The organism is Pseudomonas sp. TJI-51 (genome assembly GCF_000190455.2).
Taxonomy (GTDB): Bacteria; Pseudomonadota; Gammaproteobacteria; order Pseudomonadales; family Pseudomonadaceae; genus Aquipseudomonas; species Aquipseudomonas juntendi.
The window spans coordinates 2,444-27,672 of the sequence record NZ_AEWE02000035.1 but is presented as its reverse complement, the minus strand read 5'-3'; the positions used below and the strand labels follow the sequence as shown (position 1 = coordinate 27,672).

The following is a 25,229-nucleotide window of genomic DNA, read 5'->3' as shown; positions in this document are numbered from 1 at the left end:
GGACTGGCGCAGCGCCTGGCCAGCGGGTTCGCCGCTCGCCGGGCGCCGCGTTCATCGAGGCCTGGCGTTCCACGCGCGGAACAACGGCTCGGCCAGAAACAGCACCAGCAGCAGCCGCATCACCTGCAGTGCCGTCACCAGCGGCACCGACAGCTGCAGTGTCTCTGCGGTCAAGCTCATTTCGGCAATCCCGCCTGGCATCATGCCCAGTGTCAGCGAGCGCAAGTCCAGTGCCGTCAGGACGCTCAGTGCCCAGGCGGCCAGGGCGGCAACGGCCATGCACAATGCCGTGGCCAGCAGGGTGCGGGCGAGAAACGATGGGGCGCGGCGGAAGAATTCGCGGTTGAAGTGGCAGGCCAGGGCGCTGCCAATCAACCATTGGCCGATCTGGCTGGCGCCGTTGGGCAGGGCGATCTGCAGGTTGGTGGCCAGGCTCACCGAGGCCGCCACCAGCAGTGGCCCGAACAGCCATGGGTTGGGCTGGCGCAAGCGCTGCCACAGCAGGGCCACGGCAATGCCCAGCGGGGCAATCAGGGCCAACCAGCTCCAACTTACGCTGCCTGCGTGGTTGAGCGCGACGCCGTCGCCCAGCAGGTACTTGAATACTGCCGGTACGCACAACACCACAGCCAGCACCCGCAGGCTCTGGGCGGCCGCCACCTGGCTGAGCACCGCGCCGTTGCGCGCGCCAAGGTTGACCATCTCTCCCGAACCGCCGGGCATGCTGGCGAAGAACGCAGTGGCGCGGTCCTCGCCGCTGCGCCTGAGCAGCCACACGCTGATCACGCTGGTCACGGTAGTGAACACCGCGCTGAAGAAAATCAGGACGAAGTGGCTGGCGACCTGCTCGATCACCGCCGGGGTGAAGTGCAGGCCAATGCCGATGCCGATGACCCACTGCCCGCATTTGCGGCCATTGGGTATTTCCGGCAATTGCCAGGGCGTCAGGCAGCGCACCAGGATGATCGCCAGCAGCGAGCCGATCATCCACGGCAAAGGCCAGCCGACCTTGCTGGCGGCAAAACCCCCAGCAAGGCCGACCAGCCCGGTTGCAACGTACAGCGGCAGTGACCGGTCAGGCATCGGCCATGGCCCGACGCTGCTGCGCACGTTTGCGCCAGATGCGCAGCAGCGGCAGGGTCAGCATGCACAGGGTCAGCACCCATACCGACAGGCTGATGGGGCTTGACCAGAGGATGCCCAGTTCACCGTTGGAAATCGACAGCGCCCGGCGCAGGTTCTGTTCCATCAGGCCGCCGAGGATGAAGCCCAGCAGGATCGGCGACAGCGGGAAGTCCAGCTTGCGCAGGATGTAGCCCATGATACCGATGCCGACCATCAGGAACAGGTCGAAGGTGGTGGCATGCACGGCGTACACGCCGATTGCGGTGATGATGGCGATCACCGGCACCAGCGCCCAGTTTGGTACGGCCAGGATGCGGGTGAAGATGCGGATCATCGGGATGTTGAGGATCACCAGCATGATGTTGGCGATGAACAGCGAGGCGATCAGGCCCCAGACGATGTCTGGCTGCTGCTCGAACAGCAGGGGGCCTGGGGTGATGTTGTACAGGGTCAGTGCACCGATCATCACCGCGGTGGTACCGGAGCCCGGTACGCCCAGCGTCAGCATGGGCACCAGGGCGCCACAGCAGGAAGCACCAATGGCGGTTTCGGGTGCCGCCAGGCCACGGGCGTCGCCCTTGCCGAACTTGCCGCTGGTGCCGGCGAGGCGTTTTTCGGTCATGTAGGCCACGGCGCTGGCCAGCGTGGCGCCAGCGCCCGGCAGCACGCCCATGATGAAACCGAGCAGGCCGCAGCGGATATTCACCACGAACACCGAAGCCGCCTCCTTGAAGTTGAACAGCATGCGCCCGGTGGCCTTGACCGCCTGGTGGCCATGGTGGGTCTTTTCCAGCAGCAGGAGGATTTCGCTGATCGAGAACAGGCCCAGTACCAACACCACGAACTGGATGCCATCGGCCAGGTGCACGCTGTCGCCGGTGAAGCGGTAGACGCCGCTGTTGGCGTCGATACCGACCGCCGACAGGAACAGCCCGATCAATGCGGCAATGAAGGTTTTCAGCGGTTTGTCACCGGCCATGCCGCCCAGGCAGACGATGGCGAACACCATCAGCACGAAGTACTCGGCGGGGCCGAAGGCAATCGCCCATTTGGCCAGCAGGGGGGCGAACAGCACCATGCCGCAGGTGGCGATGAGCGCACCGATGAACGAACTCCAGGCCGACAGCGACAGGGCAACGCCAGCCAGGCCCTGGCGGGCCATCGGGTAACCGTCGAGGGTGGTCATCACGGTCGAAGCCTCGCCCGGGATGTTCAGCAGAATCGAGCTGATACGCCCGCCGTATTCGCAGCCCAGGTACACCGCTGCCAGCAGGATCAGCGCCGATTCTGGCGGCAGGCCGAGGGCGAAGGCAATCGGGATCAGCAGGGCCACGCCGTTGATCGGGCCCAGGCCTGGCAGCAGGCCGACCACGGTGCCGATCAAGGTGCCGGACAGGGCGGTGACCAGGTTATAGGGGGACAGGGCAACGCCGAAGCCCTGGCCCAGGTAGCTCAAGGTATCCATGTGTCAGTTCTCCAGTACGCTCAGCAGGCCAAGGGGCAGTGGCACGTCCATCACGCGGTCGAACAGCCAGTAGAGGAAGATGCTCATGCCCACCACCACCATGGCGCTGTGCAGCCAGCGGCCGCCATACAGGCGCGCCATGGGCAGGCCCACCAGGATGGCACTGAGAATGAAGCCCAAGGGTTCGAAGGTGGCGGCGAAAACCAGCAGCAGGCCGACACACGCGGCGATTTTGAAAAGGGTCGCGCGGTCCAGTTCTGGTTCGTCGTCCTTGCGCACGATCGGCGTCGGGCGGATAGCCAGGTACAGCAGGCCCAGGCCCATCAGGCCGAGCATCAGCAGTGGGTAGGCACGCGGGCCCACCGGCTCATAGGAAAACGCCGCCTGGTAGGGCCAGGCCATTATGGCAAGCACGGCGCACACCGCCAGCAAGACCAGGGCGAAGAGGCGTTGCAGGATCATGAAAAAATCCTCGTTGAGATTGCTTGTAGGAGCGGCCTTGCGTCGCGATCGGGCCGCGAAGCGCCCGCAAAGCCTGCCACTGCGATCTGTCTGCAGCATCGCAAGGCAGTTCCAGGGGCCGCTTCGCGACCCGATCGCGACGCAAGGCCGCTCCTACACAGGGATTGTGGTGGATCCGGCAGGCTTACTGGATCAGGCCAAATTCCTTGGCCAGCGTCTTGTAGTCAGCCACTTGCTTCTTCACATAGCTGTCCAGTTCTTCGCCGGTCATGGCGAACGGGAACAGCTCGCGCTGGTCACGCAGTTTGGCGAAGTCTTGCGAAGCCAGCATCTTGTCGAACGACTGCTTCCACCAGGCGTAGTCCTCGTCGCTGACCTTTGGCCCCAGGTAGAAACCGCGCACCACCGGCCAGACGATGTCATAGCCCTGCTCCTTGGCAGTCGGGATGTCTTTCATCTCCGGCTCGTCCAGGCGGTTTTCCGAGAACACCGCGAGGATGCGCATGTTGCCGCTCTGAATGTGCGGCATGGAGTCTGAAATATCGGTCGAGCCCACCTGGATGTGGCCGCCCAGCAGGGCCGTGGCAATTTCGCCGCCGCCTTCCAGGGCCACGTAGCGCAGGTCACGCGGGTTGATCCCGGCGGCCTTGGCGATCAGGGCGGTCTGCATCCAGTCCTGGCTGCCGACGGTGCCGCCAGAGCCGATCACCACTTTGCTCGGGTCTTTCTTCAGTGCTGCGACCAGGTCGTCGAGGGTCTTGTAGGGCGAGTCGCTCTTCACCGCGATTGCGCCGTAGCTGGTACCGACCGCGGCCAGCCATTTCACGGCGTTTTCGTCGAAGCGGCCGAACTTGCCCTGGGCCAGGTTCAGCAACGAACCGCTGGACCAGGCCACCAGTGTGCCGGCATCAGCCGGGCGTTGGGCGACCACGGCGTTGTACGCTACCGCGCCGACACCGCCGGGCATGTAGGTGACGCGCATGGGTTTGCTGAGGATCTTTTCCTGCACCAGGGCGCTTTGCACCAGCTTGCAGGTCAGGTCGAAACCACCGCCCGGCGAGGCGGGGGCAATACATTCGGGGCGTTTCGGTTCGGCAGCGAGGGCGTTGCCGGCCAACAGCAGGCAGCCGGTAGCGAGGACGAGGCGGCGCAGTGAAAAGGTCATCGTCGATCTCCGTGAGTGTTGTTGTTATCGGGTTAGGCTAGCGGCTTACCACAGCGCCACGCTGTAGCTCACCAGCAGCCGTACTTCGTCGGCATCGCGGGCGAGGTTGGAGCGGAATGTGGCGTTGCGCAAACGCACGGCCACGTTCTTCAACGGGCCGCTTTGTACGACGTACTTCATTTCGGTGTCGCGTTCCCACTCTTTGCCTTCGCCACCGGCGGCGCGGCTGACATTGTCGCCGCTGATGTAGCGGGTCATGAAGGTCAGGCCGGGCACGCCCAGGGCGGCGAAGTTGTAGTCGTAGCGCGCCTGCCAGGAGCGCTCGTCCTTGCCTGCGAAGTCGTTGATCTGCACGAAGTTGACCAGGTAGGGGTCGGCGCCATCCACATAAGGGAACGCGCTGTCGCCCGACAATTGCTGCCACGCGCCACTGACCTTGTGCCCACCCAGGGCGTAGCTGAGCATGCCGTTGAACGTGGTGTTGTCGATGTTGCCGGCCTTGGCGGCACCGGCGTCGTCGCTGATGGCCAGGCGCAGGTCGGCACCGAGGGTGCCTGGGCCCCACGGCTGGGTGGCGACCATGCCGATGAAGTGCTGGCGGTAGATATCGTCGAGCTGGGCGAAGTGATAGCTGCCGGTGATACGGTCGGTGAACTGGTAGTCAAGCCCACCCAGGGCCAGGTGATCGGCGCTGAACGAACCACCGAAGCGGCCATTCTTGTTGTTCAGGGCCAGATCTTCCCAATTGGTGTCGTTACGGTCCTTGGCTTTGTCCAGGCGCCCGCCAGTGAACGTCAGGCCCTTTATTTCCTTCGAGGTGAGCAGGCCGCCTTCGAAGGTTTGCGGCAGGATCCGGCCGTCGTTCGGTTGCAGGGTCGGCAGCTCGGGGATCAGCGTGCCGATCTTCAGTTCGGTCTGGGAGACCTTGACCTTGCCGGTCAGGCCCAGCTTGGAATATTCGTCGGCAGCCTTGCCGTCATCGTGGGTCGGCAGCAGGCCGGTATCGGTGCGGTCCGGGCTGGAGTCGAGCTTGATACCGAGCATGCCCAGCGCGTCCACGCCGAAGCCTACGGTGCCATCGGTGTAGCCGGACTCGAAGTTGAGCATGAAGCCCTGGGCCCATTCATCGCGCTTGGATTGTTGCGCGCTGGTGCCGTCGCGGAAATCGCGGTTGAAGTACATGTTGCGGGTTTCGAAGGTGGCCGTGCTGTCTTCGAAGAAGGCGGCCTGGCTCAGCGGGGCGACACCGGCGAGCGCCAGGGCGCTGGCGAGGGTGCTGGGGCGTGAGGCAAAGGAACGGGTAGGCGCAAACGCCTGCGGCTGTGCTGACAGCATCGTCGGTGACTCCGTTTTTGTTCTTATTCGTTGCACCTTGCTGGTGCTTTTTTCGGTGCGAGGCGCGACCGTAGGGCGATGCTAGGCAACGAACCTTTCGCTAACCTTTCAACCTGAAAGGTTGCCACATGGGGCTTCACAGGCCCGGCGACAGCGGTACACTCCGCGCCATTGCCCCAGCCGAGAGGGAGAAACCGATGCGTGTGCTGCTGGTCGAAGACCACCTGCAACTGGCCGAAAGCGTGGCCTTGGCCTTGAAAAGCCTGGGCCTGACCGTGGATGTGCTGCATGACGGCGTGGCCGCCGACCTGGCCCTGGCCAGCGAAGAATACGCAGTGGCCGTGCTGGATGTCGGCTTGCCGCGCATGGATGGCTTTGAAGTGCTGGCGCGTTTGCGTGGGCGCGGCAAGACCCTGCCGGTGTTGATGCTGACCGCCCGCAGCGACGTCAAGGACCGGGTCCACGGCCTGAATCTGGGGGCCGATGACTACCTGGCCAAGCCGTTCGAGCTGACCGAGCTGGAAGCCCGGGTCAAAGCCCTGCTGCGGCGCAGCGTGCTCGGTGGGGAGCGCCAGCAGCGCTGCGGGCCGTTGGTGTACGACCTTGATACCCGGCGTTTTGCCCTTGGCGACGACAACCTGACCCTGACCTCCCGTGAGCAGAGTGTGCTGGAGGCGCTGATCGCCCGCCCGGGCCGGGTGATGAGCAAGGAGCAGCTGGCCGCCCAGGTCTTCGGCCTGGACGAGGAGGCCAGCCCCGATGCCATCGAAATCTACATCCACCGCTTGCGCAAGAAGCTCGACGGCCAGCCGGTAGCCATCGTCACCTTCCGTGGCCTGGGCTACCTGCTAGAGCATCGCGATGCGTGACAATGGCAGCCTGCGCGGGCGCTTGATGGGCAACCTGGCGTTGCTGCTGGTGGTGCTGATGCTGGCCAGCGGCCTGAGCGCCTACTGGAATGGTCGCGAGGCTGCCGATACCGCCTACGACCGTACCCTGCTGGCCTCGGCACGGACCATCGCCGCGGGGCTGTCGCAGCGCGATGGCTCGCTGAGCGCCGACGTGCCTTACGTGGCGCTGGACACCTTCGCCTACGACAGCGCCGGGCGCATTTACTACACCGTGCTCGATATCCAGCAGCGGCTGATTTCCGGTTACGAGAACCTGCCGCCACCGCCGCCAGGCACGCCCCGCACCGACGATTACCCGGCGCTGGCGCGGTTCTACAACGCCACCTACCTGGGCCAGGACGTGCGCGTGGTCAGTTTGCTCAAGGCGGTGAGCGAGCCGAACATGAATGGCATGGCGGAAATCCGTGTGGCCGAGACCGAGGAGGCGCGGGTGAGCATGGCCCGCGGCTTGATGGCCGATACCTTGCTGCGCCTGGGCATGCTGGCGCTGGCGGCGCTGGTGATGGTGTGGTTCGCCGTCAGTGCGGCGCTGCGGCCGCTGGAGCGCCTGCGCACAGCGGTGGAGGAGCGCCAGCCCGACGACCTGCGGGCGCTGCCGGTGGTGCAGGTGCAGCGTGAGTTGGGCCCATTGGTGCGTGCCTTGAACCATTTCACTGAACGCCTGCGTGGCCAGTTCGAGCGCCAGGCCCAGTTCATTGCCGATGCCGCGCACGAACTGCGCACGCCGCTGGCGGCCTTGAAGGCGCGCGTCGAGTTGGGCCTGCGCTCGCCAGAGCCGCAGGCGTGGCGGGAAACGTTGGAGTCTGCCGCCCAGGGCACCGACAGGTTGACCCACCTGGCCAACCAGTTGCTGTCATTGGCACGGGTGGAGAACGGCGCGCGGGCGATTGCCGAGGGCGGTGCGCAGCGCCTGGACTTGAGCCAACTGGCCCGGGAGCTGGGCATGGCCATGGCGCCCCTGGCGCACAAGCGCGGCGTTGCGCTGGCGCTGGAGGCCGAGGCGCCGGTTTGGCTGAAGGGCGAGCCGACGTTGCTCAACGAGCTGTTGAGCAACCTGGTGGACAATGCCCTGGCGCATACACCGCAGGGCGGCAATGTGATCATTCGCGTGCTGGCCCCGGCCGTGCTGGAAGTGGAAGACGACGGGCCTGGCATTCCCGAGGCTGAGCGCGAGCGGGTCTTCGAGCGGTTCTACCGGCGCAGTGCGCAGGGCAGCGGGTTGGGGCTGGCCATCGTGGGCGAGATCTGCCGGGCGCACCTGGCGCAGGTGAGCCTGCATGATGGCGCGAAGGGCGGGTTGCGGGTACGGGTGAGTTTTATCGCGGACTGACGCGGTGCCTGTGCTGGCCCACCGCCGGCCAGCGCAGGTTTGAGCGGGTCAGCGCAACATGCTCCGCGCCTCAAGCAGCTCTTCCACCTCAAGCTCGGTACCGAACGGCAAGCCCAGGTGGCGGTACGCCGGCAGCGCCGCCAACGGCCGCTGGCGCCCACGTTGGCTGATGCAACGCGCGATCTGCACGATGTCGATGTAGTCGACCTTGTCAGTCTGGCGGTCCAGGTCCTGAACCTGCGAGGGCAGGTTGACCAATTGCTCCGGAAACTCCCACGCCTTGAGAATCTTGTCACCCAGCGCCGGCTGGATCTGCTCGATCACATAATGCAGGCACACCGGGTCGGACAGCAGTTCGTTGTGCTCTTCGGCGTAGATCAGCACGGGCAGCGCGCCAATCTGGTTGACCAGCCCACCCAGGGTCGCCTGCTCAGGTTTGAGCTGGGTGTAGCGGCGCGTGATTTCGTAACTGATGCCCGCCACTTCCAGGCTGTTGGCCCAGATTTCCCGCAATTTTTGTTCCACGGCCGACGAGCGGGCGTGGAAAATCTGCTCGATGACCAGACCGATGGCGAGGTTGCAGCTGTAGTTGATGCCCAGCCGCGTGATGGCGGTGTGGAGGTCGGTCACTTCTACCGCCGCGCGCAGCAGTGGGCTGTTGACGACCTTGATCAGGCGCGCCGAAAGCGCCGCATCACGGCCGATCACCTTGCTCAGGGCCGCTACGCTGATCTCGCTGTCTTCTGCCGCCTCACGGATGCTCAAGGCAACTTCGGGCAGGGTCGGCAGGACCAGGTCATCCTTTTCGATGGCATCGAGCAACTGTGCTTGAACCATCTCGGCCAGCTTGTTCATGGGCGTGTCTACCGCAGTGGTGGTGCGGCCCCGCCACGCGGGCGGGGCAGGCTGGTCAGCGCTGGATTTCCCGGTCGCGGTCCAGTTCGTAAGGCAGGGTCAGCACCTGCAGGCGCGGGCCTTCCAGGCTGCCCAGGTGCAGGTTGTCGTCTTCTACCGCCTCGGCACTCAGCACGGCGAGCAATTCGCAGCCGGCACCGTTGCTGGCGGCCAGCACCACTTCACCGACCGACGAGCCGTGGGTGGGCGAGAAGATTTCCGCCCCCGGCGCCGGAACGGCGGCCTGGTCCAGCGCCAGGCGGTACTGACGGCGCTTGAGCTTGCCCAGGTACTGCATGCGCGCGACGATCTCCTGGCCGGTGTAGCAGCCCTTCTTGAAGCTGACGCCATCGACAGCTTGCAGGTTGATCATCTGGGGAATGAACAGCTCGCGGGTCGGCCCCATGACCTGACCGATGCCGGCGCGGACCTGGCCGAGCAGCCAGTCGTTGAGGCTGCCTTCGGGCAGGGCGGCGGCGAGGGCCTGGCGCACGGGCTCGGCGTTGTCCGCCGCTACCCACAGCTCTACGCGGCCGGCGGACACGGTGACCGCGATCAGCCCGGCCTGGCGCACGGTGCTGCCCGCGGCGCTGGGCAGGTCGATCCCCAGTGCTTGCAGTGCCGCTTCGCCCCCTTGCAGGCCGAAGCGTGCCCAGGCGCTGCTCTCATCGGTGAGCGTGGCCTTAGAAAACACGGCGTACTTCTTCAGGTCGGCCAATTGCGCCTCGAGCAGCTCGCTGGCCATGGCCAGCAGGTAGCCGTTGCCTTCGGGCAGGATACGGAAGCTCGACTGCATGCGCCCCTTGACCATGCAGCGGGCGCCGAGGCCGGCATGTTCCTGGCTGAGATAGTTGATGTTGCAGGTCAGCTGGCCTTGCAGGAACTTGCCTGCATCGGAGCCGCGGACGGCGAGGATGCCCTCGTGGGACAGGGGGCAGAAGAAAGCGGAATCGGCCATGGGTCATCGCGGTGGCTAAAGACTGGCGGCCATCATAGAACGCCGGTAACAAAATAGGTAGGTGAGTAGACCAACGCCCGGTGCCGCTGCGCTCGCCTGGCTGTATACTGGCGGGCCATTCGAGGAGGGCCCCATGGTCGAACAAACTGAACTCAACCGGCTGTTCTGGCACAGCCGCCGCGGCATGCTGGAACTGGACGTGCTGCTGGTGCCTTTCACCCAGGAAGTCTACCCCACCCTCAACGAGGCCGACCGCGAACTGTACGTGCGCCTGTTGAGCTGCGAGGATCAGGACATGTTCGGCTGGTTCATGGAGCGCACCGAGTCTGAAGACCCGGAGTTGCAGCGCATGGTCCGCATCATTCTGGACCGTGTCCAGCCCAAGTGAGTGTTATGAGTGCCGCTGGCAGGGCTCGCGCCGGCTGCTGGCGGTCTACCTGGCATGCCAGGGGGTAGCCTGGCTTGCCGCGTGGGCAAGCGCGCTGCCAGCCTGGCTGGCGTTTACCCTCATCATTGCCTGCCTTGCCCACGCTGCCTGGGCGCTTCCCCGCCGTATTCTGTTGACCCATGAACAGGCCGTTACCGGCTTGCGCCGTGATGTGCGCGGCTGGCAGGTGTACACCCGTGGTGGTGGCTGGCAGCCGGTGCGGCTGTGCCGGGACAGCATGGCCCTGCCTGGGTTGGTGGTGGTGCGCATTGAGCGCGCCGGGCGCTGGTTGGGGCAAAGCCAGTGTGTACCGCCGGATGCCCTGGGCGCGGATGAGCATCGGCGGTTGCGGGTGCGGTTGAAATTCAGCCGGCGGCGCTGGGGCGCTGCAGCGCTCAGGTCGGGCTGAGCACCGTGTCCTTTGCTTCGTCCAGCATGCCCGGGTAGTCCAGGGTGTAATGCAAGCCGCGGCTCTCCTTGCGCTGCATCGCCGACAGGATCATCAGCTCGGCCACCTGTGCCAGGTTGCGCAGTTCGATCAGGTCGCGGCTGACCTTGTAGTTACTGTAGAACTCGTCGATTTCATCCAGCAGCAACCGAATGCGGTGCTGCGCCCGCTGCAGGCGCTTGCTGGTGCGCACGATCCCCACGTAGTCCCACATGAACCGCCGCAACTCGTCCCAGTTGTGCGCGATGATCACGTCCTCGTCCGAATCGGTCACCTGGCTGGCGTCCCAACCCGGCAGAGCCCTTGGCATGCTCACCTGCTGCAGGTTGGCCTCGATGTCGGCAGCCGCGGCGCGGCCATACACAAAGCACTCCAGCAGTGAGTTGCTGGCCATGCGGTTGGCGCCATGCAGGCCCGTGAAACTGGTTTCGCCAATCGCGTACAAGCCCGGCACATCGGTGTGGCCGCGGTCGTCGACCATTACCCCGCCGCAGGTGTAGTGCGCGGCAGGCACCACCGGAATCGGCTGGCGGGTGATGTCGATGCCAAACGCCAGGCACCGCTCGTACACGGTGGGGAAGTGGCCCTTGATGAACTCGGCTGGCTTGTGGGTGATGTCCAGGTACACGCAGTCCACACCCAGGCGCTTCATTTCGTGGTCGATGGCGCGGGCGACGATATCGCGGGGCGCCAGTTCCTCGCGCGGGTCGAAACGTGGCATGAAACGCTCGCCATTGGGCAGGCGCAGCAGGGCGCCCTCGCCACGCAGGGCCTCGGTGATCAGGAAGCTCTTGGCCTGCGGGTGATACAGGCAGGTCGGGTGGAACTGGTTGAACTCCAGGTTCGCCACCCGGCAACCGGCCCGCCAGGCCATGGCAATGCCATCGCCACACGCGCCGTCGGGGTTGCTGGTGTACAGGTAGACCTTGGCCGCGCCGCCAGTGGCCAGCACGGTGAAGCGTGCCCCGAAGGTGTCGACCTCACCAGTGTTGCGGTTGAGCACATAGGCGCCCAGGCAGCGCTCGCCAGGCAGGCCCAGGCGCCGCTCGGTGATCAGGTCGACTGCCACGCGCTGTTCCAGCAGCTCGATATTCGGGCGCGAGCGGGCCTGCTTGAGCAGCGTGGTGAAAATGGCGGCACCGGTCGCATCGGCGGCGTGGATGATCCGCCGGTGGCTATGGCCGCCCTCACGGGTAAGGTGGAACTCGAAGCCGCCATCGTCGACGCTGTAGTGCTCGTCGCGGGTAAACGGTACGCCTTGTTCGATCAGCCACTGTATGGCCTCGCGGCTGTGTTCGACCGTGAAGCGTACGGCGTCTTCATGGCACAGGCCGCCGCCGGCATTGAGGGTATCCTCCACATGCGACTGCACTGTGTCGGTATTGTCCAGCACCGCAGCGACACCGCCCTGGGCCCAGAAGGTCGAGCCATTGGCCAGGTCGCCCTTGCTCAGCACGGCGATGCGCAGGTGGCTGGGGAGGTTGAGTGCCAGGCTGAGACCGGCGGCACCGCTGCCGATCACCAGGACATCATGTTGGAATTGTTGGCTCATGTCGGGACACTAGTAATCTTTGGAGGGGGCGCGGCACAATAGCCACGCGCAGGTGGCATAGTGAAACTATTGTTCGCTCGACCGGGCTGCCTTTATAGCAGCCCCCGGTGGCCAATTTCCATGCCAGCTGCCAGCGTGGCCAACCTTTGTGGGAACTTTCCGACATGGCCGGAAATCCTATGAAGGTTGCCCGCACGCCACAAATTGCCGCGGCGACGCAGGGCGGCAGGCCTGTCCCGGCTGTCCCTGCGTACACGTAACCTGATTATCGACGAAGCCGGCGATGACCGTGCCTCGTCTTCCGTGCAAGCCGACCAAGGGCTGCAGGAAACTTGCTTGGAGGGGAGAACTTTTGCGAAAAGCCCGAGTCTATGGTTGCAAGCCTGAGCGATGGCTGTTGCAACGCTCCTTCGAGTTCACTGAGGAGTGTTCATGCTAACCCAGGAAGAGGATCAGCAACTTGTCGAGCGCGTGCAGCGCGGCGACAGGCGAGCGTTCGATCTGTTGGTGCTGAAGTATCAGCACAAGATTCTCGGGTTGATCGTGCGGTTCGTTCACGATACCCACGAGGCCCAGGATGTTGCGCAGGAAGCCTTTATCAAGGCCTACCGTGCACTTGGCAATTTCCGCGGCGACAGTGCGTTTTACACGTGGCTGTACCGCATCGCCATCAACACGGCGAAGAACTACCTGGTGTCCCGTGGAAGACGGCCGCCAGACAGCGATGTCAGCTCCGAGGATGCGGAGTTTTACGACGGCGATCATGGCCTCAAGGATCTTGAGTCTCCAGAGCGCTCGTTGTTGCGGGATGAGATCGAAGGCACCGTCCATCGCACCATCCAGCAACTGCCCGAAGACCTGCGCACGGCGCTTACCCTGCGTGAGTTCGATGGCCTGAGTTACGAAGACATTGCCAGTGTCATGCAATGTCCGGTGGGTACCGTGCGCTCTCGAATCTTCCGCGCTCGGGAGGCCATAGACAAAGCCCTGCAACCGTTGTTGCAGGAAACCTGAGACAGCGGCGACAGCCAAGAGAGGAACCGCCATGAGTCGTGAAGCTTTGCAGGAATCGCTGTCCGCGGTAATGGATAACGAAGCGGACGAACTGGAATTGCGTCGGGTGTTGAACGCCGTCGACGAAGCCGAAACCCGTGCCACCTGGTCCCGTTACCAGGTAGCCCGCGCAGCCATGCACAAGGAGTTGCTGCTGCCCAACCTGGATATCGCCTCGGCGGTGTCTGCGGCGCTGGCCGATGAAGCCGTGCCGGCCAAGGCCAACAAGGGCCCGTGGCGCAGCATCGGCCGCCTGGCTGTGGCTGCTTCGGTCACCGTGGCCGTGCTGGCGGGTGTGCGCATGTACAACCAGGACGAGATCACCGGTGCCGAGCTGGCTGCCCAGCAGCCGGTCCAGCAGGGCGTGAGCGTGCCACAAGCACAGGGCCCTGCAGTATTGGCAGGTTACACCGAGAGCAGCGAGCAACCGACCGGGCCAATGGCCAACGGTGTGCTGCAGAACCAGGCCGGCTGGGACCAGCGTCTGCCAGGTTACCTGCGCCAGCATGCTCAGGAGTCTGCGCTCAAGGGTACTGAAACTGCACTGCCGTATGCCCGCGCTGCCAGCCTGGAAAACCGTTAAGTAAGGAGGCTCATGCGCGCGCTACCTCTCCTGACGCTGCTGGTTGGCAGCTGCATGACGGTGCCAGCGTTGGCAGCCAATTCTTCGCCCGAGGCGAGTGAATGGCTGAACAAGCTGGCACAGGCCGAGCAAAAACAGAGCTACCAAGGCGCTTTCGTCTACGAACGCAACGGTAGTTTTTCTTCCCACGATATCTGGCACAGGGTAGAAGGCGGCAAGGTCAGCGAGCGGCTATTGCAGCTCGACGGCGCAGCCGAGGAAATCGTGCGCGTGGATGGCAAGGTGGCGTGTGTCAGCGGCGCCTTGGCCAGCGGGGTTACCAGCCCTCCAGATACTGCACCGCGTGTGCTTGATCCCCTTAAGCTCATGGGTTGGTACGACCTGAGCGTGGCGGGCAAGTCACGCGTGGCCGGGCGTGACGCGGTGATTGTGACGCTCACGCCGCGCGACCAGCACCGCTATGCCTTCGAATTGCACCTGGACCGCAAGACCGGCCTGCCGCTGCGCTCCTTGATGCTCAACGACAAGGGGCAGTTGCTGGAACGCTTCCAGATGACCCGTCTCGATACCGATGACCTGCCCAGCGACAGCGACCTGCAGCCAAGCGCCGCCTGCAAGCCTGTGCAGCATGTGGCCTCGGTCAGCAGTGACAACATCGCCGCCTGGCGTTCGGACTGGTTGCCGCCGGGCTTCGAACTGGTCAACAGCACCGTGCACCGCGACCCCAAGCTTGGCAGCTCGGTCAGTAGCCTGATGTACGACGATGGCCTGGCGCGCTTCTCGGTGTTCCTCGAGCCGGTCAAGGATGACGGTGGTAACGATGTGCGCACCCAGCTTGGGCCGACGTCGGCGGTTTCGCGTCGCCTGAATACGCCCAAGGGCAAGGTCATGGTGACGGTCGTCGGTGAAATCCCCCTGGGTACGGCAGAGCGTGTTGCCCTGTCCATGCGACCTCAGGATGCCCAGGCACGCCAGTAATGGTGCCCGTTTGCGGGCCGTGCCAAAGGCAGCCGGGCATGCGCCTGAAATGAAATTAAAGCATTGTCATTTGCAATCCTGCGGCAAATTTTCTATAGGTCAGGCTTTCAGGAGCCTGGCCTTTCCTGTTTTGTGCAGGGGCCTTTCTAACTACCGCTCGTTGTGACGGGAGCCGTATGTCAATACCACGCTTGAAATCCTACCTAATGATGGTCGCCACCGTGCTGATGCTCGGCCAGGCGCTCACCGCCCAGGCCGACGAAGCCCTGCCGGACTTCACCACGCTGGTCGAGCAGGCCTCGCCCGCGGTGGTCAACATCAGCACCAAGCAGAAGCTGCCGGACCGCCGCGTCGCCCAGGGCCAGATGCCGGACCTGGAAGGCCTGCCGCCGATGTTCCGCGAATTCTTCGAGCGCAACATGCCGCAACAGCCGCGCTCGCCCCGTGGCGATCGCCAGCGTGAGGCCATGTCGCTGGGCTCTGGCTTCATCATTTCCAGCGATGGCTATGTGTTGACCAACAACCATGTGGTCGCCGATGCCGACGAGATCATCGTCCGCCTGTCGGACCGCAGTGAGCTGCAGGCCAAGCTGATCGGCACCGATCCCCGTACCGACGTGGCCTTGCTCAAGGTCGATGGCAAGAACCTGCCCACCGTGAAACTGGGTGACTCCGAGAAGCTCAAGGTGGGCGAGTGGGTATTGGCCATCGGTTCGCCGTTCGGCTTCGACCATTCGGTGACCAAGGGCATCGTCAGCGCCAAGGGCCGCACCCTGCCCAACGATACCTATGTGCCGTTCATCCAGACCGACGTGGCCATCAACCCGGGTAACTCCGGTGGTCCGCTGTTCAACATGAAGGGCGAAGTGGTGGGTATCAACTCGCAGATCTTCACCCGTTCGGGCGGCTTCATGGGCCTGTCGTTCGCCATCCCGATCGATGTGGCGCTCGACGTTTCCAACCAGTTGAAGAAAGACGGCAAAGTCAGCCGCGGCTGGCTGGGCGTGGTGATTCAGGAGGTCAACAAGGACCTGGCCGAATCCTTCGGCCTCGACAAGCCGGCCGGCGCCCTGGTAGCCCAGGTGCTGGAAAACGGCCCGGCCGCCAAGGGTGGCTTGCAGGTGGGTGACGTGATCCTGAGCATGAACGGCCAGCCGATCGTCATGTCGGCCGACCTGCCGCACCTGGTCGGCAGCCTCAAGGATGGCGAGAAAGCCAAGCTGGAAATCATCCGCAACGGCAAGCGCCAGACCCTGGACGTGGCCGTGGGCGCCATGCCGGACGACGACGCCGACATCACCGCCGGTGCCGACGGCAGCACCGAGCGCAGCAGCAACCGCCTGGGTGTCGCGGTCGCCGACCTGACCGCCGAGCAGAAAAAATCCCTCGAGCTCAAGGGCGGCGTGGTGATCAAGGAAGTCCAGGATGGTCCGGCAGCGCTCATCGGCCTGCGCCCGGGTGACGTCATCAGCCACCTGAACAACCAGGCCATCGGCTCGGCCAAGGAATTCACCGAAATCGCCAAGGAACTGCCGAAGAACCGCTCGGTGTCGATGCGCGTGCTGCGTCAGGGCCGTGCCAGCTTCATCACCTTCAAGCTCGCTGAATAAGCGGCCAGGTGGGGCGAAAAGGGCAGCTTCGGCTGCCCTTTTTCATGAATATTCACAATTGACTGGCGGGTAGTTGTGTACAGTCGGGCAGAGGAATCTCCCATCTGCGAACAGCTTAAGGTACAATGCCCGGCTATTTTTCGGCGGGCGTCCGGCTCGCAGCCTTTTCGAGTGTTGACCCGTGAGTGATTTGAGTCATATCCGCAATTTCTCCATCATCGCCCACATCGACCATGGCAAGTCGACGCTGGCCGACCGTTTCATCCAGATGTGCGGTGGCCTGACGGCTCGCGAAATGGAAGCCCAGGTACTGGACTCCATGGACCTGGAGCGCGAACGCGGTATTACCATCAAGGCCCACAGCGTCACGCTGCACTACAAGGCGCAGGACGGCAAGATCTACCAGCTGAACTTCATCGACACCCCCGGCCACGTCGACTTCACCTACGAAGTCTCGCGCTCGCTGGCAGCCTGTGAAGGCGCACTGCTGGTGGTCGACGCCGGCCAGGGTGTAGAGGCCCAGTCGGTAGCCAACTGCTACACCGCCATCGAGCAGGGCCTGGAGGTCATGCCGGTCCTCAACAAGATGGACCTGCCCCAGGCCGACCCGGACCGCGTCAAGGACGAAATCGAGAAAATCATCGGTATCGACGCCACTGACGCCGTGGCCTGCAGTGCCAAGAGCGGCATGGGCGTGGACGAGGTGCTCGAGCGCCTGGTGCACTCGATCCCGGCGCCCGTGGGCGAAATCGATGCGCCGCTGCAAGCGCTGATCATCGACTCCTGGTTCGACAACTACCTGGGCGTGGTCTCGCTGGTGCGCGTGCGCCAGGGGCGCGTCAAGAAGGGCGACAAGATCCTGGTCAAGTCCACCGGCAAGGTGCATCTGGTCGACAGCGTGGGGGTGTTCACCCCGAAACACACCCAGACCGCCGACCTGAAAGCCGGTGAAGTGGGCTTCATCATCGCCAGCATCAAGGACATTCACGGTGCCCCGGTAGGCGACACCCTGACCTTGTCCTCGACCCCCGAGGTCGAAGTGCTCCCAGGCTTCAAGAAAATCCAGCCGCAGGTCTACGCAGGCCTGTTCCCGGTCAGCTCCGACGACTTCGAAGACTTCCGCGATGCCCTGCAGAAGCTCACCCTGAACGATTCGTCGCTGCAGTACATGCCGGAAAGCTCCGATGCACTGGGCTTCGGTTTCCGTTGCGGCTTCCTCGGCATGCTGCACATGGAGATCATCCAGGAGCGCCTGGAGCGCGAGTACGACCTGGACCTGATCACCACCGCACCCAGCGTGATCTACGAGCTGGAGTTGAAAACCGGCGAAACTATTGTCGTCGACAACCCGTCCAAGCTCCCGGATGTTTCAGCCGTGGCCGACTTCCGCGAGCCGATCGTGACCGCGACCATTCTGGTGCCGCAGGAGCACCTGGGTAACGTGATCACCTTGTGCATCGAGAAGCGTGGTGTGCAGCGCGACATGCAGTTCCTCGGCAGCCAGGTGCAGGTGCGCTATGACATGCCGATGAACGAAGTGGTGCTGGACTTCTTCGACCGCCTCAAATCCACCAGCCGCGGCTATGCTTCGCTGGATTACCATTTTGATCGCTACCAGTCGGCCAACCTGGTCAAGCTGGACGTGCTGATCAACGGCGACAAGGTCGATGCCCTGGCATTGATCGTGCACCGCGACAACGCGGCCTACAAAGGCCGTGCGTTGACCGAGAAGATGAAGGAACTGATCCCTCGGCAGATGTTCGACGTGGCGATCCAGGCAGCCATTGGCGGCCAGATCATTGCCCGGACAACCGTCAAGGCGCTCAGAAAGAACGTACTGGCCAAGTGCTACGGTGGTGACGTCAGCCGTAAGAAGAAACTGCTGGAGAAGCAGAAGGCCGGTAAGAAACGCATGAAACAGGTGGGCAACGTGGAAATTCCACAGGAAGCCTTCCTCGCCGTGCTCAGGTTGGATAGCTAGGTCCTATGTCGCTAAATTTCCCGCTGTTGCTGGTCATTGCCGTATTCGTCTGCGGTTTGCTGGGCTTGATCGACTTGCTGTTCCTGGCCCCGCGCCGGCGTGCGGCAATTGCCAACTATCAGGGCAGCGTAAGCCAGCCTGAAATGGCGGTGGTCGAGCGCCTGAACAAGGAACCGTTGCTGGTCGAGTACGGCAAGTCGTTCTTCCCGGTGCTGTTCATCGTACTGGTACTGCGCTCGTTCCTGGTCGAGCCGTTCCAGATCCCTTCGGGGTCGATGAAACCCACTCTGGAAGTGGGCGATTTCATCCTGGTGAACAAGTTCTCCTATGGCATTCGCCTGCCGGTGATCGACAAGAAGGTCATCGAAGTGGGTGACCCGCAGCGCGGCGACGTCATGGTGTTCCGTTACCCGAGCGACCCGAACGTCAACTACATCAAGCGGGTGGTCGGCCTGCCAGGCGATGTGGTGCGTTATACCAACGACAAGCGCCTGTTCGTCAACGGCCAGCCGGTTGCCGAACAGCTGGTAGGTAGCGAGCCGGGCACCTTGGGCAGCGCCACGCTGTACAAGGAAAAGCTGGGCGAGACCGAACACCTGATCCGCAAGGAAATGAGCCGCTATCGCATGCCGCCGGACCAGCAATGGACCGTGCCGGCAGGCCACTACTTCATGATGGGCGACAACCGCGACAACTCCAACGACAGCCGTTTCTGGGATGACCCGAACATTCCCAAGGAGCTGCACGGCATGGTTCCGGACCGGAACATCGTCGGCAAGGCCTTCGCGGTATGGATGAGCTGGCCGGAACCCAAGCTCAGCCACCTGCCCAACCTGTCGCGGGTCGGTTTGATCCATTGATACCCATCGGCGCTGTTCAGCAGACAGCGCCGAATGCATTTCTGACATAGGCTGTGTTCTCAGGGATCGGGAGATTCGCCGCACATCGCGCGGCGGGCCACAGCCAAACAGTCTTTCAGGATGTTGATTTGAACAACGCGTTAAATAACCAACGGGTGGCCGCATGAGTGCTTCCCTTGCCCGTCTGGAGCGAAAGCTCGGCTACACCTTCAAGAACCAGGACCAGATGCTCCTGGCGCTGACCCATCGCAGTTACGCCGGGCGCAACAACGAGCGCCTGGAGTTCCTGGGTGACGCCATTCTCAACTTCGTCGCCGGTGAAGCGCTGTTCGAGCGTTTTCCGCAGGCCCGCGAAGGCCAGCTGTCGCGCCTGCGGGCGCGGCTGGTCAAGGGCGAAACCCTGGCCCGCCTGGCCCGTGGCTTCGACCTTGGTGAGTACCTGCGCCTGGGGTCCGGCGAGCTCAAGAGCGGTGGTTTTCGCCGCGAGTCGATCCTTGCCGATGCGCTGGAAGCACTGATTGGCGCCATTTACCTGGACGCCGACATGGAAACCGCCCGCGAGCGCGTGCTGGCCTGGCTGGCCAATGAGTTCGAGGGCCTGACCCTGGTCGACACCAACAAGGACCCGAAAACCCGCCTGCAAGAGTTCCTGCAGTCGCGCAGCTGCGAGCTGCCGCGCTACGAAGTGGTGGATATCCAGGGCGAGCCGCACTGCCGCACCTTTTTCGTCGAATGCGAAGTGGTGCTGCTGAACAACAAGAGCCGTGGCCAAGGCGTTAGCCGGCGTATTGCCGAGCAAGTTGCCGCTGCGTCTGCACTGATCGCCCTGGGCGTGGAGAATGGCAATGACTGATAGCAACCCGACCCGCTGCGGCTATGTAGCCATTGTCGGCCGCCCGAACGTGGGCAAGTCGACCCTGCTCAACCACATCCTCGGCCAGAAGCTGGCGATTACCTCGCGCAAGCCGCAGACCACCCGCCACAACATGCTCGGCATCAAGACCGAAGGTGATGTGCAGGCGATCTACGTCGATACCCCTGGCATGCACAAGGCCAACGACAAGGCCCTGAACCGCTACATGAACCGCAATGCTTCGGCGGCCTTGAAAGACGTCGATGTGGTGATCTTCGTGGTCGACCGTACCAAGTGGACCGACGAGGACCAACTGGTGCTGGAGCGCGTGCAGTACGTGACCGGGCCGCTGATCATCGCGGTCAACAAGACCGACCGCATGGAAGAGAAGGCCGAGCTGATCCCGCACTTGCAATGGCTGCAGGAGCAATTGCCGAACGCCGAGGTGATGCCGATTTCTGCGCAGCAGGGCCATAACCTCGAGGCGCTGGAAGCGCAGATCGCCAAGCACCTGCCGGAAAATGACCATTTCTTCCCGGAAGACCAGATCACCGACCGCAGCAGCCGTTTCCTGGCGGCCGAACTGGTGCGCGAGAAGATCATGCGCCAGCTGGGGGCCGAGTTGCCTTACCAGATCACCGTGGAGATCGAGGAATTCAAGCAGCAGGGGCACGTGCTGCACATCCACGCGCTGATCCTGGTTGAGCGCGATGGCCAGAAAAAGATCATCATTGGCGACAAGGGCGAGCGCATCAAGCGCATCGGCTCCGAGGCGCGCAAAGACATGGAAGTGCTGTTCGACTCCAAGGTCATGCTCAACCTGTGGGTCAAGGTGAAAGGTGGCTGGTCCGACGATGAGCGCGCGTTGCGTTCGCTGGGTTACGGCGACCTGTAAGCCATACTGTTGGGGCCGCGGTGCGGCCCATCGCCGGCAAGCCAGTTGCCACAGGTGCTGCACAAGCCCTGGGTGCGATGCGGTCGGTGTGTGGCTTGCCGGCGATGGGCTGCACAGCCGCCCCACTGTGCGGTTTTCCTGGCTACAGGGAACGAGTGATCTCCCATGGAACAACCTGTCGGCCAGCCAGCCTATGTGCTGCACAGCCGCGCCTACAAGGAAACCAGTGCGCTGGTGGACTTTTTTACCCCGCAGGGCCGCATGCGCGCGGTACTGCGCCGTGCGCGCGGCAAGGGTGGCAGCCTGGTACGGCCGTTCGTGCCGCTGGAGCTCGAACTGCGCGGGCGTGGCGAGCTGAAGAATGTCGGGCGCATGGACAGCGCCGGCATCGCCGCCTGGTTGCATGGCGATGCACTGTTCAGCGGGCTGTACCTCAACGAGTTGCTGATGCGCCTGCTGCCTGCCGAGGCGCCATTCGTGGCCCTTTTCGAGCACTACGCACTCACCCTGCAGGCCTTGGCCGAGGGGCGCCCGCTGGAGCCGCTGCTGCGTTCGTTCGAATGGCGGCTGCTCGATGAGCTTGGTTACGCGTTTTCCCTGAGCCAGGACGTCAACGACTACCCCATTGCCGCCGATGGCCTGTACCGCTTGCGCGTGGACGCAGGCCTGGAACGGGTCGAGCTGGTGCAACCCGGCTTGTTCCGCGGCACCGAGCTGCTGGCCCTGGCGCAAGCCGATTGGAGCGCGGACGGTGCCTTGCTCGCCGCCAAGCGCCTGATGCGCCAGGCCCTGGCCGTTCACCTGGGCGGCAAGCCACTGGTCAGCCGGGAACTGTTTCGCAAGCGCTGATCACGACGTATGCTGTGGGCCTCAATCTTCAGGAGAGCCTTTCGTGACTCACAGCAACCGCATGCTTCTTGGCGTCAACATCGACCACGTGGCAACCCTGCGCCAGGCCCGCGGCACGCGTTACCCTGACCCGGTCAAGGCTGCCCTGGATGCCGAGGAAGCAGGCGCCGATGGCATTACCGTGCACCTGCGCGAAGATCGCCGGCACATTCAGGAGCGCGACGTGGTGCTGCTCAAGGACGTGCTGCAGACGCGCATGAACTTCGAAATGGGCGTCACCGAAGAGATGATGGCCTTTGCCGAGAAAATTCGCCCGGCGCACATTTGCCTGGTGCCTGAAACCCGTCAGGAGCTGACCACCGAAGGTGGCCTGGACGTGGCCGGGCAGGAGGCACGGATCAAGGCGGCGGTGGAACGCCTGGCACGCACTGGCGCCGAAGTGTCGCTGTTCATCGATGCTGACGAGCGGCAGATCGAGGCCTCACGCCGGGTCGGCGCCCCCGCCATCGAGCTGCACACCGGGCGCTATGCCGACGCGCAAACCCCAGCCGAGGTGGCCGATGAGCTGCGGCGCATTGTCGACGGTGTGGCGTTTGGCGTGGGTCAGGGGCTGATCGTCAATGCCGGCCATGGCCTGCATTACCACAACGTCGAGGCTGTGGCGGCGATCAAGGGTATCAATGAGCTGAACATTGGCCACGCATTGGTGGCGCATGCCCTGTTCGTGGGCTTCAAGGCTGCAGTGGCCGAGATGAAGGCGTTGATCGTCGCGGCTTCGCGCTGATCTGTCAGTTGCCTGTACCGGCCTATTCGCGGGTACAGGCGGCCGATCACTCGGCAGGAAACACCAGCGTGAAGCGGGTCGGCCCCAAGGGGCTGCTGCTCACCTCAACCCGCCCGCCGTGCAGTTGCATGATCGATTTGACGATCGCCAGCCCCAAGCCGGTCCCGCCCTCCAACCGCGAGCGCCCCGAACCTACCCGGTAAAAGCGTTCGAACAGCTGTGGCTGCTCAGCCGCAGCGATGCCTGGGCCACGGTTCTGCACAGATAGCCGTATTTCGTTGCCTGTACGCTGGATATGCAAGTCGACCGGTTCACCCTCAGGGCTGTGCCGTATGGCATTGCTCAACAGGTTCGACAGCGCCCGTTGAACCATCAACCGGTCGCCCAACGCCGTGCCCCAACCCTGCACCCGCAGCGCTACGCCTTTGAGCTCGGCACTGTAGGCGAACAGCTCGACTACCCGGGCAGTCTCGTCGGCCAACGCCAAGGGCTTGAGCGCCACCTGGGTTTGCGGTTGGCTGACCTGGGCAAGAAACAGCATGTCATTGATGATGCGGTTGAGCCGGGTCAGCTCCTCGATACTGTCTTCCAGCACCTCCCGGTAGTTGGCGTTCTCCCGTTCGCGCGCCAGGGTCACCTGGGCCTTGCCCATCAGGTTGCTCAAGGGGGTACGCAGTTCGTGCGCCAAGTCGTCGGAGAACTGCGCGAGCTGGCTGACACCCTGGTCAAGGCGGTCGAGCATCACGTTGATGCTGCGCGCGAGTTCAGCCAGTTCCAGTGGCAGGCCGCTGGCGGGCAGGCGATGCTGCAGGTCCTGGGCCGAAACCTGGCCAGCGATGCGCCGAAAATGTCGCAGGGGCTTGAGGCCGCGCTGCATCAGCCACCAGGCCCCCGCGCCAATCAGCAGCAGCAGCAGCGGCAGCGCCAGCAGGGTTGAGTGCAGGTACGCCTGCAACAGGGCGTTATCGTCGGCGCGGTTGAGCGACATCAGCACCTTGACCGGGGTGTTGTCACGCAGGCGCATCAACCGGCTGACGGTCAGGATCTGGTTGCCGCTGCTGTCGCGCCAGGCGTGAAAGGCCAGGCGTTCGTCGGTGGGCAGCTCAGCGACGCGCGAGTCCAGTGCCGGCCCCAGGCTGAGCAGGTGCGGGTGGCGGCTTTCCTGCGCCAGTACGCTGAGGCTGAGGTTGTCGTGCCCCATCACCAGGTCGAGCAGGGGGTGGACCCTGGTGCCCAAGTCCTCGCTGCGCAGATCGACGCGCAGGTTGTGCTCGACCTGCAGCATCTTGCGCGCCAGGTCCTTGCGTGCGCGGCTGTCCAGCTCGTGATCCAGGGCGAACACGGCCAGGCAGGCCAGCAACAGCACCAGTGCAGCGCCCATCAGCGTGACGCTAAGCCCCAGGCGCAAAGAAAGGCTGGTAGTCTTCAAAAACGCGCCTCCAGCACGTAGCCGACACCGCGCAGGGTATGGATCAGTTTGGTGTCGAACGGGTCGTCGATCTTGGCGCGCAGGCGCCGGATCGAGACCTCTACCACATTGGTGTCGCAATCGAAATTCATGTCCCACACCAGTGAGATGATCTGCGTGCGCGACAGCACTTCACCGGTCTGGCGCATCAGCAGGTGGAGCAGGGCGAATTCCTTGGCGGTCAGGTCGATGCGTTGCCCGGCGCGATAGGCGCGGTGGCGGCCCGGGTCCAGCTCAAGGTCGGCGACCCGCAGGGTACTGGGTTGCAGTTGCTGGTCGTTGCGGCGCAGCAGGCTGCGAATGCGCGCCAGCAGTTCAGGGAACTCAAAGGGTTTGAGCAGGTAGTCATCGGCGCCCAGGTCCAGGCCCTTTACCCGGTCGGCCAGGCGGCCATGGGCGGTCAGCATCATGATGCGCGTCGCCGATTCGGCACGCAGGCGCTGAAGCACGGTCCAGCCATCGAGCTCGGGCAGGTTGACGTCGAGGATGACCAGGTCGTACGGGTGCTGGCGTGCCAGGTGCAGGCCGTCGGTGCCGGTATGGGCGCAGTCGACCACATAGCCGTTTTCGCGCAGCCCTTGCTGCAGGTAATCGGCGGTACGCAGCTCGTCCTCGATGATCAGTAGGCGCATGGGTTGGCTCGGTGTGGTGAAAAGGGGGCGATTCTCGACCCTGTAGTGACATCAGGGTCAAGGCGCAGGATGTTACGGCATGCGTTAGCGGCCGAGGCGTAGATAACGGATTTGTAATGCGGGTGTTATCTGGCTGTCCGTTGCGGCGCCGGCATGGCGATTGCGCCGGCACATTGCAGGACTGTAATCCGCGCCTCACCTTGCTGTTAGCCAGCCCCTGCGACCATGGCCTGACTGATCGGCTACCACGAGGCAACCCCGATGAACCTGACCAAATACCTACTGTTGGCCACCCTTGCCCTGGGCAGCGCCAGTGTCTACGCCGAGGGCGGTGCGGAGCGCTCCAGGCAGTTCTGGCAAGCGTTCCGCGAAGACCAGCAGCGCCTGCACGGCGACAAGCAGCAGGCCGTGGCCGAGCGCGAGCGCAAGGCGCAAGAGAAGGCCCGTGAGGTGGCCAAGGATTGAGTCGCAGCAGCGGCGCCGGCACTGCTCCCCGGCGTTGCTGTCTTCAGGCGCCCGCATGGGTAATGCCTGTCAGTTAAGCGTTAATGGGGCTGCTTTGCAGCCCTTCGCGGGCACGCCCGCCCCCACAGGGCGCTGAACTCAAGAAA

At 63.8% G+C, this 25,229-nt stretch carries 25 protein-coding genes; 15 read left to right on the top strand and 10 right to left on the bottom strand.

Annotated features, from left to right (window positions below):
• Nucleotides 1-51: 51 nt before the first annotated feature.
• The 5 genes from G1E_RS07930 to G1E_RS07910 form a co-directional block, all read right to left on the bottom strand.
• A complete protein-coding gene (locus G1E_RS07930; RefSeq protein ID WP_047149748.1) occupies nucleotides 52-1,083 on the bottom strand; it encodes an AbrB family transcriptional regulator in 1,032 nt (343 codons plus the stop codon).
• Nucleotides 1,076-2,590, bottom strand: a complete 1,515-nt coding sequence (locus G1E_RS07925) for a tripartite tricarboxylate transporter permease (RefSeq protein WP_009683064.1) — start codon at nucleotides 2,588-2,590, stop codon at nucleotides 1,076-1,078. Before G1E_RS07925 ends, G1E_RS07930 begins: the two co-directional genes overlap by 8 nt.
• Nucleotides 2,591-2,593: 3 nt before the next feature.
• Nucleotides 2,594-3,052 (bottom strand): tripartite tricarboxylate transporter TctB family protein, encoded by a 459-nt coding sequence (locus G1E_RS07920; RefSeq protein WP_009683063.1) that lies wholly within the window; start codon nucleotides 3,050-3,052, stop codon nucleotides 2,594-2,596.
• Between the two features lie 184 nt (nucleotides 3,053-3,236).
• Entirely contained in the window at nucleotides 3,237-4,217 is a 981-nt protein-coding gene (locus G1E_RS07915) for a tripartite tricarboxylate transporter substrate binding protein (protein WP_009684776.1), read from the bottom strand.
• Nucleotides 4,218-4,262: 45 nt separating this feature from the next.
• A complete protein-coding gene (locus tag G1E_RS07910) occupies nucleotides 4,263-5,552 on the bottom strand; it encodes an OprD family porin (protein ID WP_009684775.1) in 1,290 nt (429 codons plus the stop codon).
• 197 nt (nucleotides 5,553-5,749) lie between these two features.
• On the opposite strand from G1E_RS07910, the gene G1E_RS07905 reads away from it, so the two are divergent.
• Both G1E_RS07905 and G1E_RS07900 read left to right on the top strand, forming a co-directional pair.
• Nucleotides 5,750-6,421 carry a response regulator gene (locus G1E_RS07905; RefSeq protein WP_009684774.1) on the top strand — a complete coding sequence of 224 codons (672 nt, stop codon included), beginning with the start codon at nucleotides 5,750-5,752 and terminating at the stop codon, nucleotides 6,419-6,421.
• The gene (locus tag G1E_RS07900; RefSeq protein WP_009684773.1) at nucleotides 6,414-7,793 is read left to right on the top strand and encodes a sensor histidine kinase; all 1,380 of its coding nucleotides are present in this window, start codon (nucleotides 6,414-6,416) and stop codon (nucleotides 7,791-7,793) included. The genes G1E_RS07905 and G1E_RS07900 overlap by 8 nt, the downstream gene beginning before the upstream one ends.
• Nucleotides 7,794-7,841: 48 nt before the next feature.
• Here the strand turns inward: G1E_RS07900 and G1E_RS07895 are convergent, their stop codons facing one another.
• Together G1E_RS07895 and G1E_RS07890 are read right to left on the bottom strand one after the other, a co-directional pair.
• Nucleotides 7,842-8,648: an HDOD domain-containing protein gene (locus G1E_RS07895; RefSeq protein WP_009684772.1), complete on the bottom strand. Its 807-nt coding sequence runs from the start codon at nucleotides 8,646-8,648 to the stop codon at nucleotides 7,842-7,844.
• A gap of 55 nt (nucleotides 8,649-8,703) precedes the next feature.
• Nucleotides 8,704-9,645 (bottom strand): folate-binding protein YgfZ, encoded by a 942-nt coding sequence (locus G1E_RS07890; RefSeq protein WP_009684771.1) that lies wholly within the window; start codon nucleotides 9,643-9,645, stop codon nucleotides 8,704-8,706.
• 133 nt (nucleotides 9,646-9,778) lie between these two features.
• Between G1E_RS07890 and G1E_RS07885 the strand changes: the two genes are divergently transcribed.
• Together G1E_RS07885 and G1E_RS07880 are read left to right on the top strand one after the other, a co-directional pair.
• Nucleotides 9,779-10,033 carry a succinate dehydrogenase assembly factor 2 gene (locus tag G1E_RS07885; protein ID WP_009684770.1) on the top strand — a complete coding sequence of 85 codons (255 nt, stop codon included), beginning with the start codon at nucleotides 9,779-9,781 and terminating at the stop codon, nucleotides 10,031-10,033.
• Nucleotides 10,017-10,481: a protein YgfX gene (locus tag G1E_RS07880; protein WP_047149742.1), complete on the top strand. Its 465-nt coding sequence runs from the start codon at nucleotides 10,017-10,019 to the stop codon at nucleotides 10,479-10,481. Before G1E_RS07885 ends, G1E_RS07880 begins: the two co-directional genes overlap by 17 nt.
• Here G1E_RS07880 and nadB read toward each other — a convergent pair.
• The gene (gene nadB, locus G1E_RS07875) at nucleotides 10,468-12,072 is read right to left on the bottom strand and encodes an L-aspartate oxidase (RefSeq protein ID WP_047149741.1); all 1,605 of its coding nucleotides are present in this window, start codon (nucleotides 12,070-12,072) and stop codon (nucleotides 10,468-10,470) included. The two genes, G1E_RS07880 and nadB, sit on opposite strands and share 14 nt — an antisense overlap.
• Before the next feature lie 432 nt (nucleotides 12,073-12,504).
• On the opposite strand from nadB, the gene rpoE reads away from it, so the two are divergent.
• The 10 genes from rpoE to pdxJ all read left to right on the top strand — a co-directional run bounded on the left by rpoE (nucleotide 12,505) and on the right by pdxJ (nucleotide 22,518).
• The gene (gene rpoE / locus G1E_RS07870; protein WP_003252049.1) at nucleotides 12,505-13,086 is read left to right on the top strand and encodes an RNA polymerase sigma factor RpoE; all 582 of its coding nucleotides are present in this window, start codon (nucleotides 12,505-12,507) and stop codon (nucleotides 13,084-13,086) included.
• A gap of 31 nt (nucleotides 13,087-13,117) precedes the next feature.
• Nucleotides 13,118-13,708: a sigma-E factor negative regulatory protein gene (locus tag G1E_RS07865; protein WP_009684766.1), complete on the top strand. Its 591-nt coding sequence runs from the start codon at nucleotides 13,118-13,120 to the stop codon at nucleotides 13,706-13,708.
• A 12-nt stretch (nucleotides 13,709-13,720) separates the two neighbouring features.
• Nucleotides 13,721-14,686 (top strand): MucB/RseB C-terminal domain-containing protein, encoded by a 966-nt coding sequence (locus G1E_RS07860; RefSeq protein WP_009684765.1) that lies wholly within the window; start codon nucleotides 13,721-13,723, stop codon nucleotides 14,684-14,686.
• Nucleotides 14,687-14,862: 176 nt separating this feature from the next.
• The gene (locus G1E_RS07855) at nucleotides 14,863-16,296 is read left to right on the top strand and encodes a DegQ family serine endoprotease (RefSeq protein WP_029886109.1); all 1,434 of its coding nucleotides are present in this window, start codon (nucleotides 14,863-14,865) and stop codon (nucleotides 16,294-16,296) included.
• A gap of 181 nt (nucleotides 16,297-16,477) precedes the next feature.
• Complete coding sequence (gene lepA / locus G1E_RS07850; RefSeq protein WP_029886108.1) at nucleotides 16,478-18,277, top strand: translation elongation factor 4; 1,800 nt, start codon at nucleotides 16,478-16,480, stop codon at nucleotides 18,275-18,277.
• A gap of 5 nt (nucleotides 18,278-18,282) precedes the next feature.
• Nucleotides 18,283-19,137 carry a signal peptidase I gene (gene lepB, locus G1E_RS07845; RefSeq protein WP_009684762.1) on the top strand — a complete coding sequence of 285 codons (855 nt, stop codon included), beginning with the start codon at nucleotides 18,283-18,285 and terminating at the stop codon, nucleotides 19,135-19,137.
• 163 nt (nucleotides 19,138-19,300) lie between these two features.
• Entirely contained in the window at nucleotides 19,301-19,990 is a 690-nt protein-coding gene (gene rnc, locus G1E_RS07840; protein WP_009684761.1) for a ribonuclease III, read from the top strand.
• Nucleotides 19,983-20,885, top strand: coding sequence for a GTPase Era (gene era, locus G1E_RS07835; protein WP_003252061.1), 903 nt, complete (start codon nucleotides 19,983-19,985; stop codon nucleotides 20,883-20,885). The genes rnc and era overlap by 8 nt, the downstream gene beginning before the upstream one ends.
• Nucleotides 20,886-21,050: 165 nt before the next feature.
• Nucleotides 21,051-21,734 (top strand): DNA repair protein RecO, encoded by a 684-nt coding sequence (gene recO, locus G1E_RS07830; protein WP_009684760.1) that lies wholly within the window; start codon nucleotides 21,051-21,053, stop codon nucleotides 21,732-21,734.
• Nucleotides 21,735-21,795: 61 nt separating this feature from the next.
• Nucleotides 21,796-22,518, top strand: coding sequence for a pyridoxine 5'-phosphate synthase (pdxJ, locus tag G1E_RS07825; protein ID WP_220460431.1), 723 nt, complete (start codon nucleotides 21,796-21,798; stop codon nucleotides 22,516-22,518).
• A gap of 46 nt (nucleotides 22,519-22,564) precedes the next feature.
• On the opposite strand, the gene G1E_RS07820 is transcribed toward pdxJ, so the two are convergent.
• Both G1E_RS07820 and G1E_RS07815 read right to left on the bottom strand, forming a co-directional pair.
• Nucleotides 22,565-23,947, bottom strand: coding sequence for a heavy metal sensor histidine kinase (locus G1E_RS07820; protein WP_009684758.1), 1,383 nt, complete (start codon nucleotides 23,945-23,947; stop codon nucleotides 22,565-22,567).
• On the bottom strand, nucleotides 23,944-24,618 hold the full coding sequence (locus tag G1E_RS07815) for a heavy metal response regulator transcription factor (RefSeq protein ID WP_009684757.1): 675 nt from the start codon (nucleotides 24,616-24,618) through the stop codon (nucleotides 23,944-23,946). The genes G1E_RS07820 and G1E_RS07815 overlap by 4 nt, the downstream gene beginning before the upstream one ends.
• A 261-nt stretch (nucleotides 24,619-24,879) precedes the next feature.
• Here G1E_RS07815 and G1E_RS07810 point away from each other — a divergent pair, with 261 nt between their 5' ends.
• Entirely contained in the window at nucleotides 24,880-25,083 is a 204-nt protein-coding gene (locus G1E_RS07810; protein ID WP_009684756.1) for a hypothetical protein, read from the top strand.
• The last annotated feature ends 146 nt before the right edge of the window (nucleotides 25,084-25,229 follow it).

What these genes read in the sequence shown, in the direction of transcription:
- G1E_RS07860 (WP_009684765.1), top strand. Translation starts at nt 13,721, where the DNA reads ATGCGCGCGCTACCTCTCCTGACGCTGCTGGTTGGCAGCTGCATGACG.
- rnc (WP_009684761.1), top strand. Translation starts at nt 19,301, where the DNA reads ATGAGTGCTTCCCTTGCCCGTCTGGAGCGAAAGCTCGGCTACACCTTC.
- nadB (WP_047149741.1), bottom strand. Translation starts at nt 12,072, where the DNA reads ATGAGCCAACAATTCCAACATGATGTCCTGGTGATCGGCAGCGGTGCC.
- G1E_RS07925 (WP_009683064.1), bottom strand. Translation starts at nt 2,590, where the DNA reads ATGGATACCTTGAGCTACCTGGGCCAGGGCTTCGGCGTTGCCCTGTCC.
- G1E_RS07890 (WP_009684771.1), bottom strand. Translation starts at nt 9,645, where the DNA reads ATGGCCGATTCCGCTTTCTTCTGCCCCCTGTCCCACGAGGGCATCCTC.
- pdxJ (WP_220460431.1), top strand. Translation starts at nt 21,796, where the DNA reads ATGCTTCTTGGCGTCAACATCGACCACGTGGCAACCCTGCGCCAGGCC.
- G1E_RS07905 (WP_009684774.1), top strand. Translation starts at nt 5,750, where the DNA reads ATGCGTGTGCTGCTGGTCGAAGACCACCTGCAACTGGCCGAAAGCGTG.
- G1E_RS07810 (WP_009684756.1), top strand. Translation starts at nt 24,880, where the DNA reads ATGAACCTGACCAAATACCTACTGTTGGCCACCCTTGCCCTGGGCAGC.
- era (WP_003252061.1), top strand. Translation starts at nt 19,983, where the DNA reads ATGACTGATAGCAACCCGACCCGCTGCGGCTATGTAGCCATTGTCGGC.
- G1E_RS07815 (WP_009684757.1), bottom strand. Translation starts at nt 24,618, where the DNA reads ATGCGCCTACTGATCATCGAGGACGAGCTGCGTACCGCCGATTACCTG.
- G1E_RS07895 (WP_009684772.1), bottom strand. Translation starts at nt 8,648, where the DNA reads ATGAACAAGCTGGCCGAGATGGTTCAAGCACAGTTGCTCGATGCCATC.
- G1E_RS07910 (WP_009684775.1), bottom strand. Translation starts at nt 5,552, where the DNA reads ATGCTGTCAGCACAGCCGCAGGCGTTTGCGCCTACCCGTTCCTTTGCC.
- recO (WP_009684760.1), top strand. Translation starts at nt 21,051, where the DNA reads ATGGAACAACCTGTCGGCCAGCCAGCCTATGTGCTGCACAGCCGCGCC.
- G1E_RS07920 (WP_009683063.1), bottom strand. Translation starts at nt 3,052, where the DNA reads ATGATCCTGCAACGCCTCTTCGCCCTGGTCTTGCTGGCGGTGTGCGCC.
- G1E_RS07885 (WP_009684770.1), top strand. Translation starts at nt 9,779, where the DNA reads ATGGTCGAACAAACTGAACTCAACCGGCTGTTCTGGCACAGCCGCCGC.
- rpoE (WP_003252049.1), top strand. Translation starts at nt 12,505, where the DNA reads ATGCTAACCCAGGAAGAGGATCAGCAACTTGTCGAGCGCGTGCAGCGC.
- lepB (WP_009684762.1), top strand. Translation starts at nt 18,283, where the DNA reads ATGTCGCTAAATTTCCCGCTGTTGCTGGTCATTGCCGTATTCGTCTGC.
- G1E_RS07915 (WP_009684776.1), bottom strand. Translation starts at nt 4,217, where the DNA reads ATGACCTTTTCACTGCGCCGCCTCGTCCTCGCTACCGGCTGCCTGCTG.
- G1E_RS07900 (WP_009684773.1), top strand. Translation starts at nt 6,414, where the DNA reads ATGCGTGACAATGGCAGCCTGCGCGGGCGCTTGATGGGCAACCTGGCG.
- G1E_RS07930 (WP_047149748.1), bottom strand. Translation starts at nt 1,083, where the DNA reads ATGCCTGACCGGTCACTGCCGCTGTACGTTGCAACCGGGCTGGTCGGC.
- G1E_RS07865 (WP_009684766.1), top strand. Translation starts at nt 13,118, where the DNA reads ATGAGTCGTGAAGCTTTGCAGGAATCGCTGTCCGCGGTAATGGATAAC.
- G1E_RS07855 (WP_029886109.1), top strand. Translation starts at nt 14,863, where the DNA reads ATGTCAATACCACGCTTGAAATCCTACCTAATGATGGTCGCCACCGTG.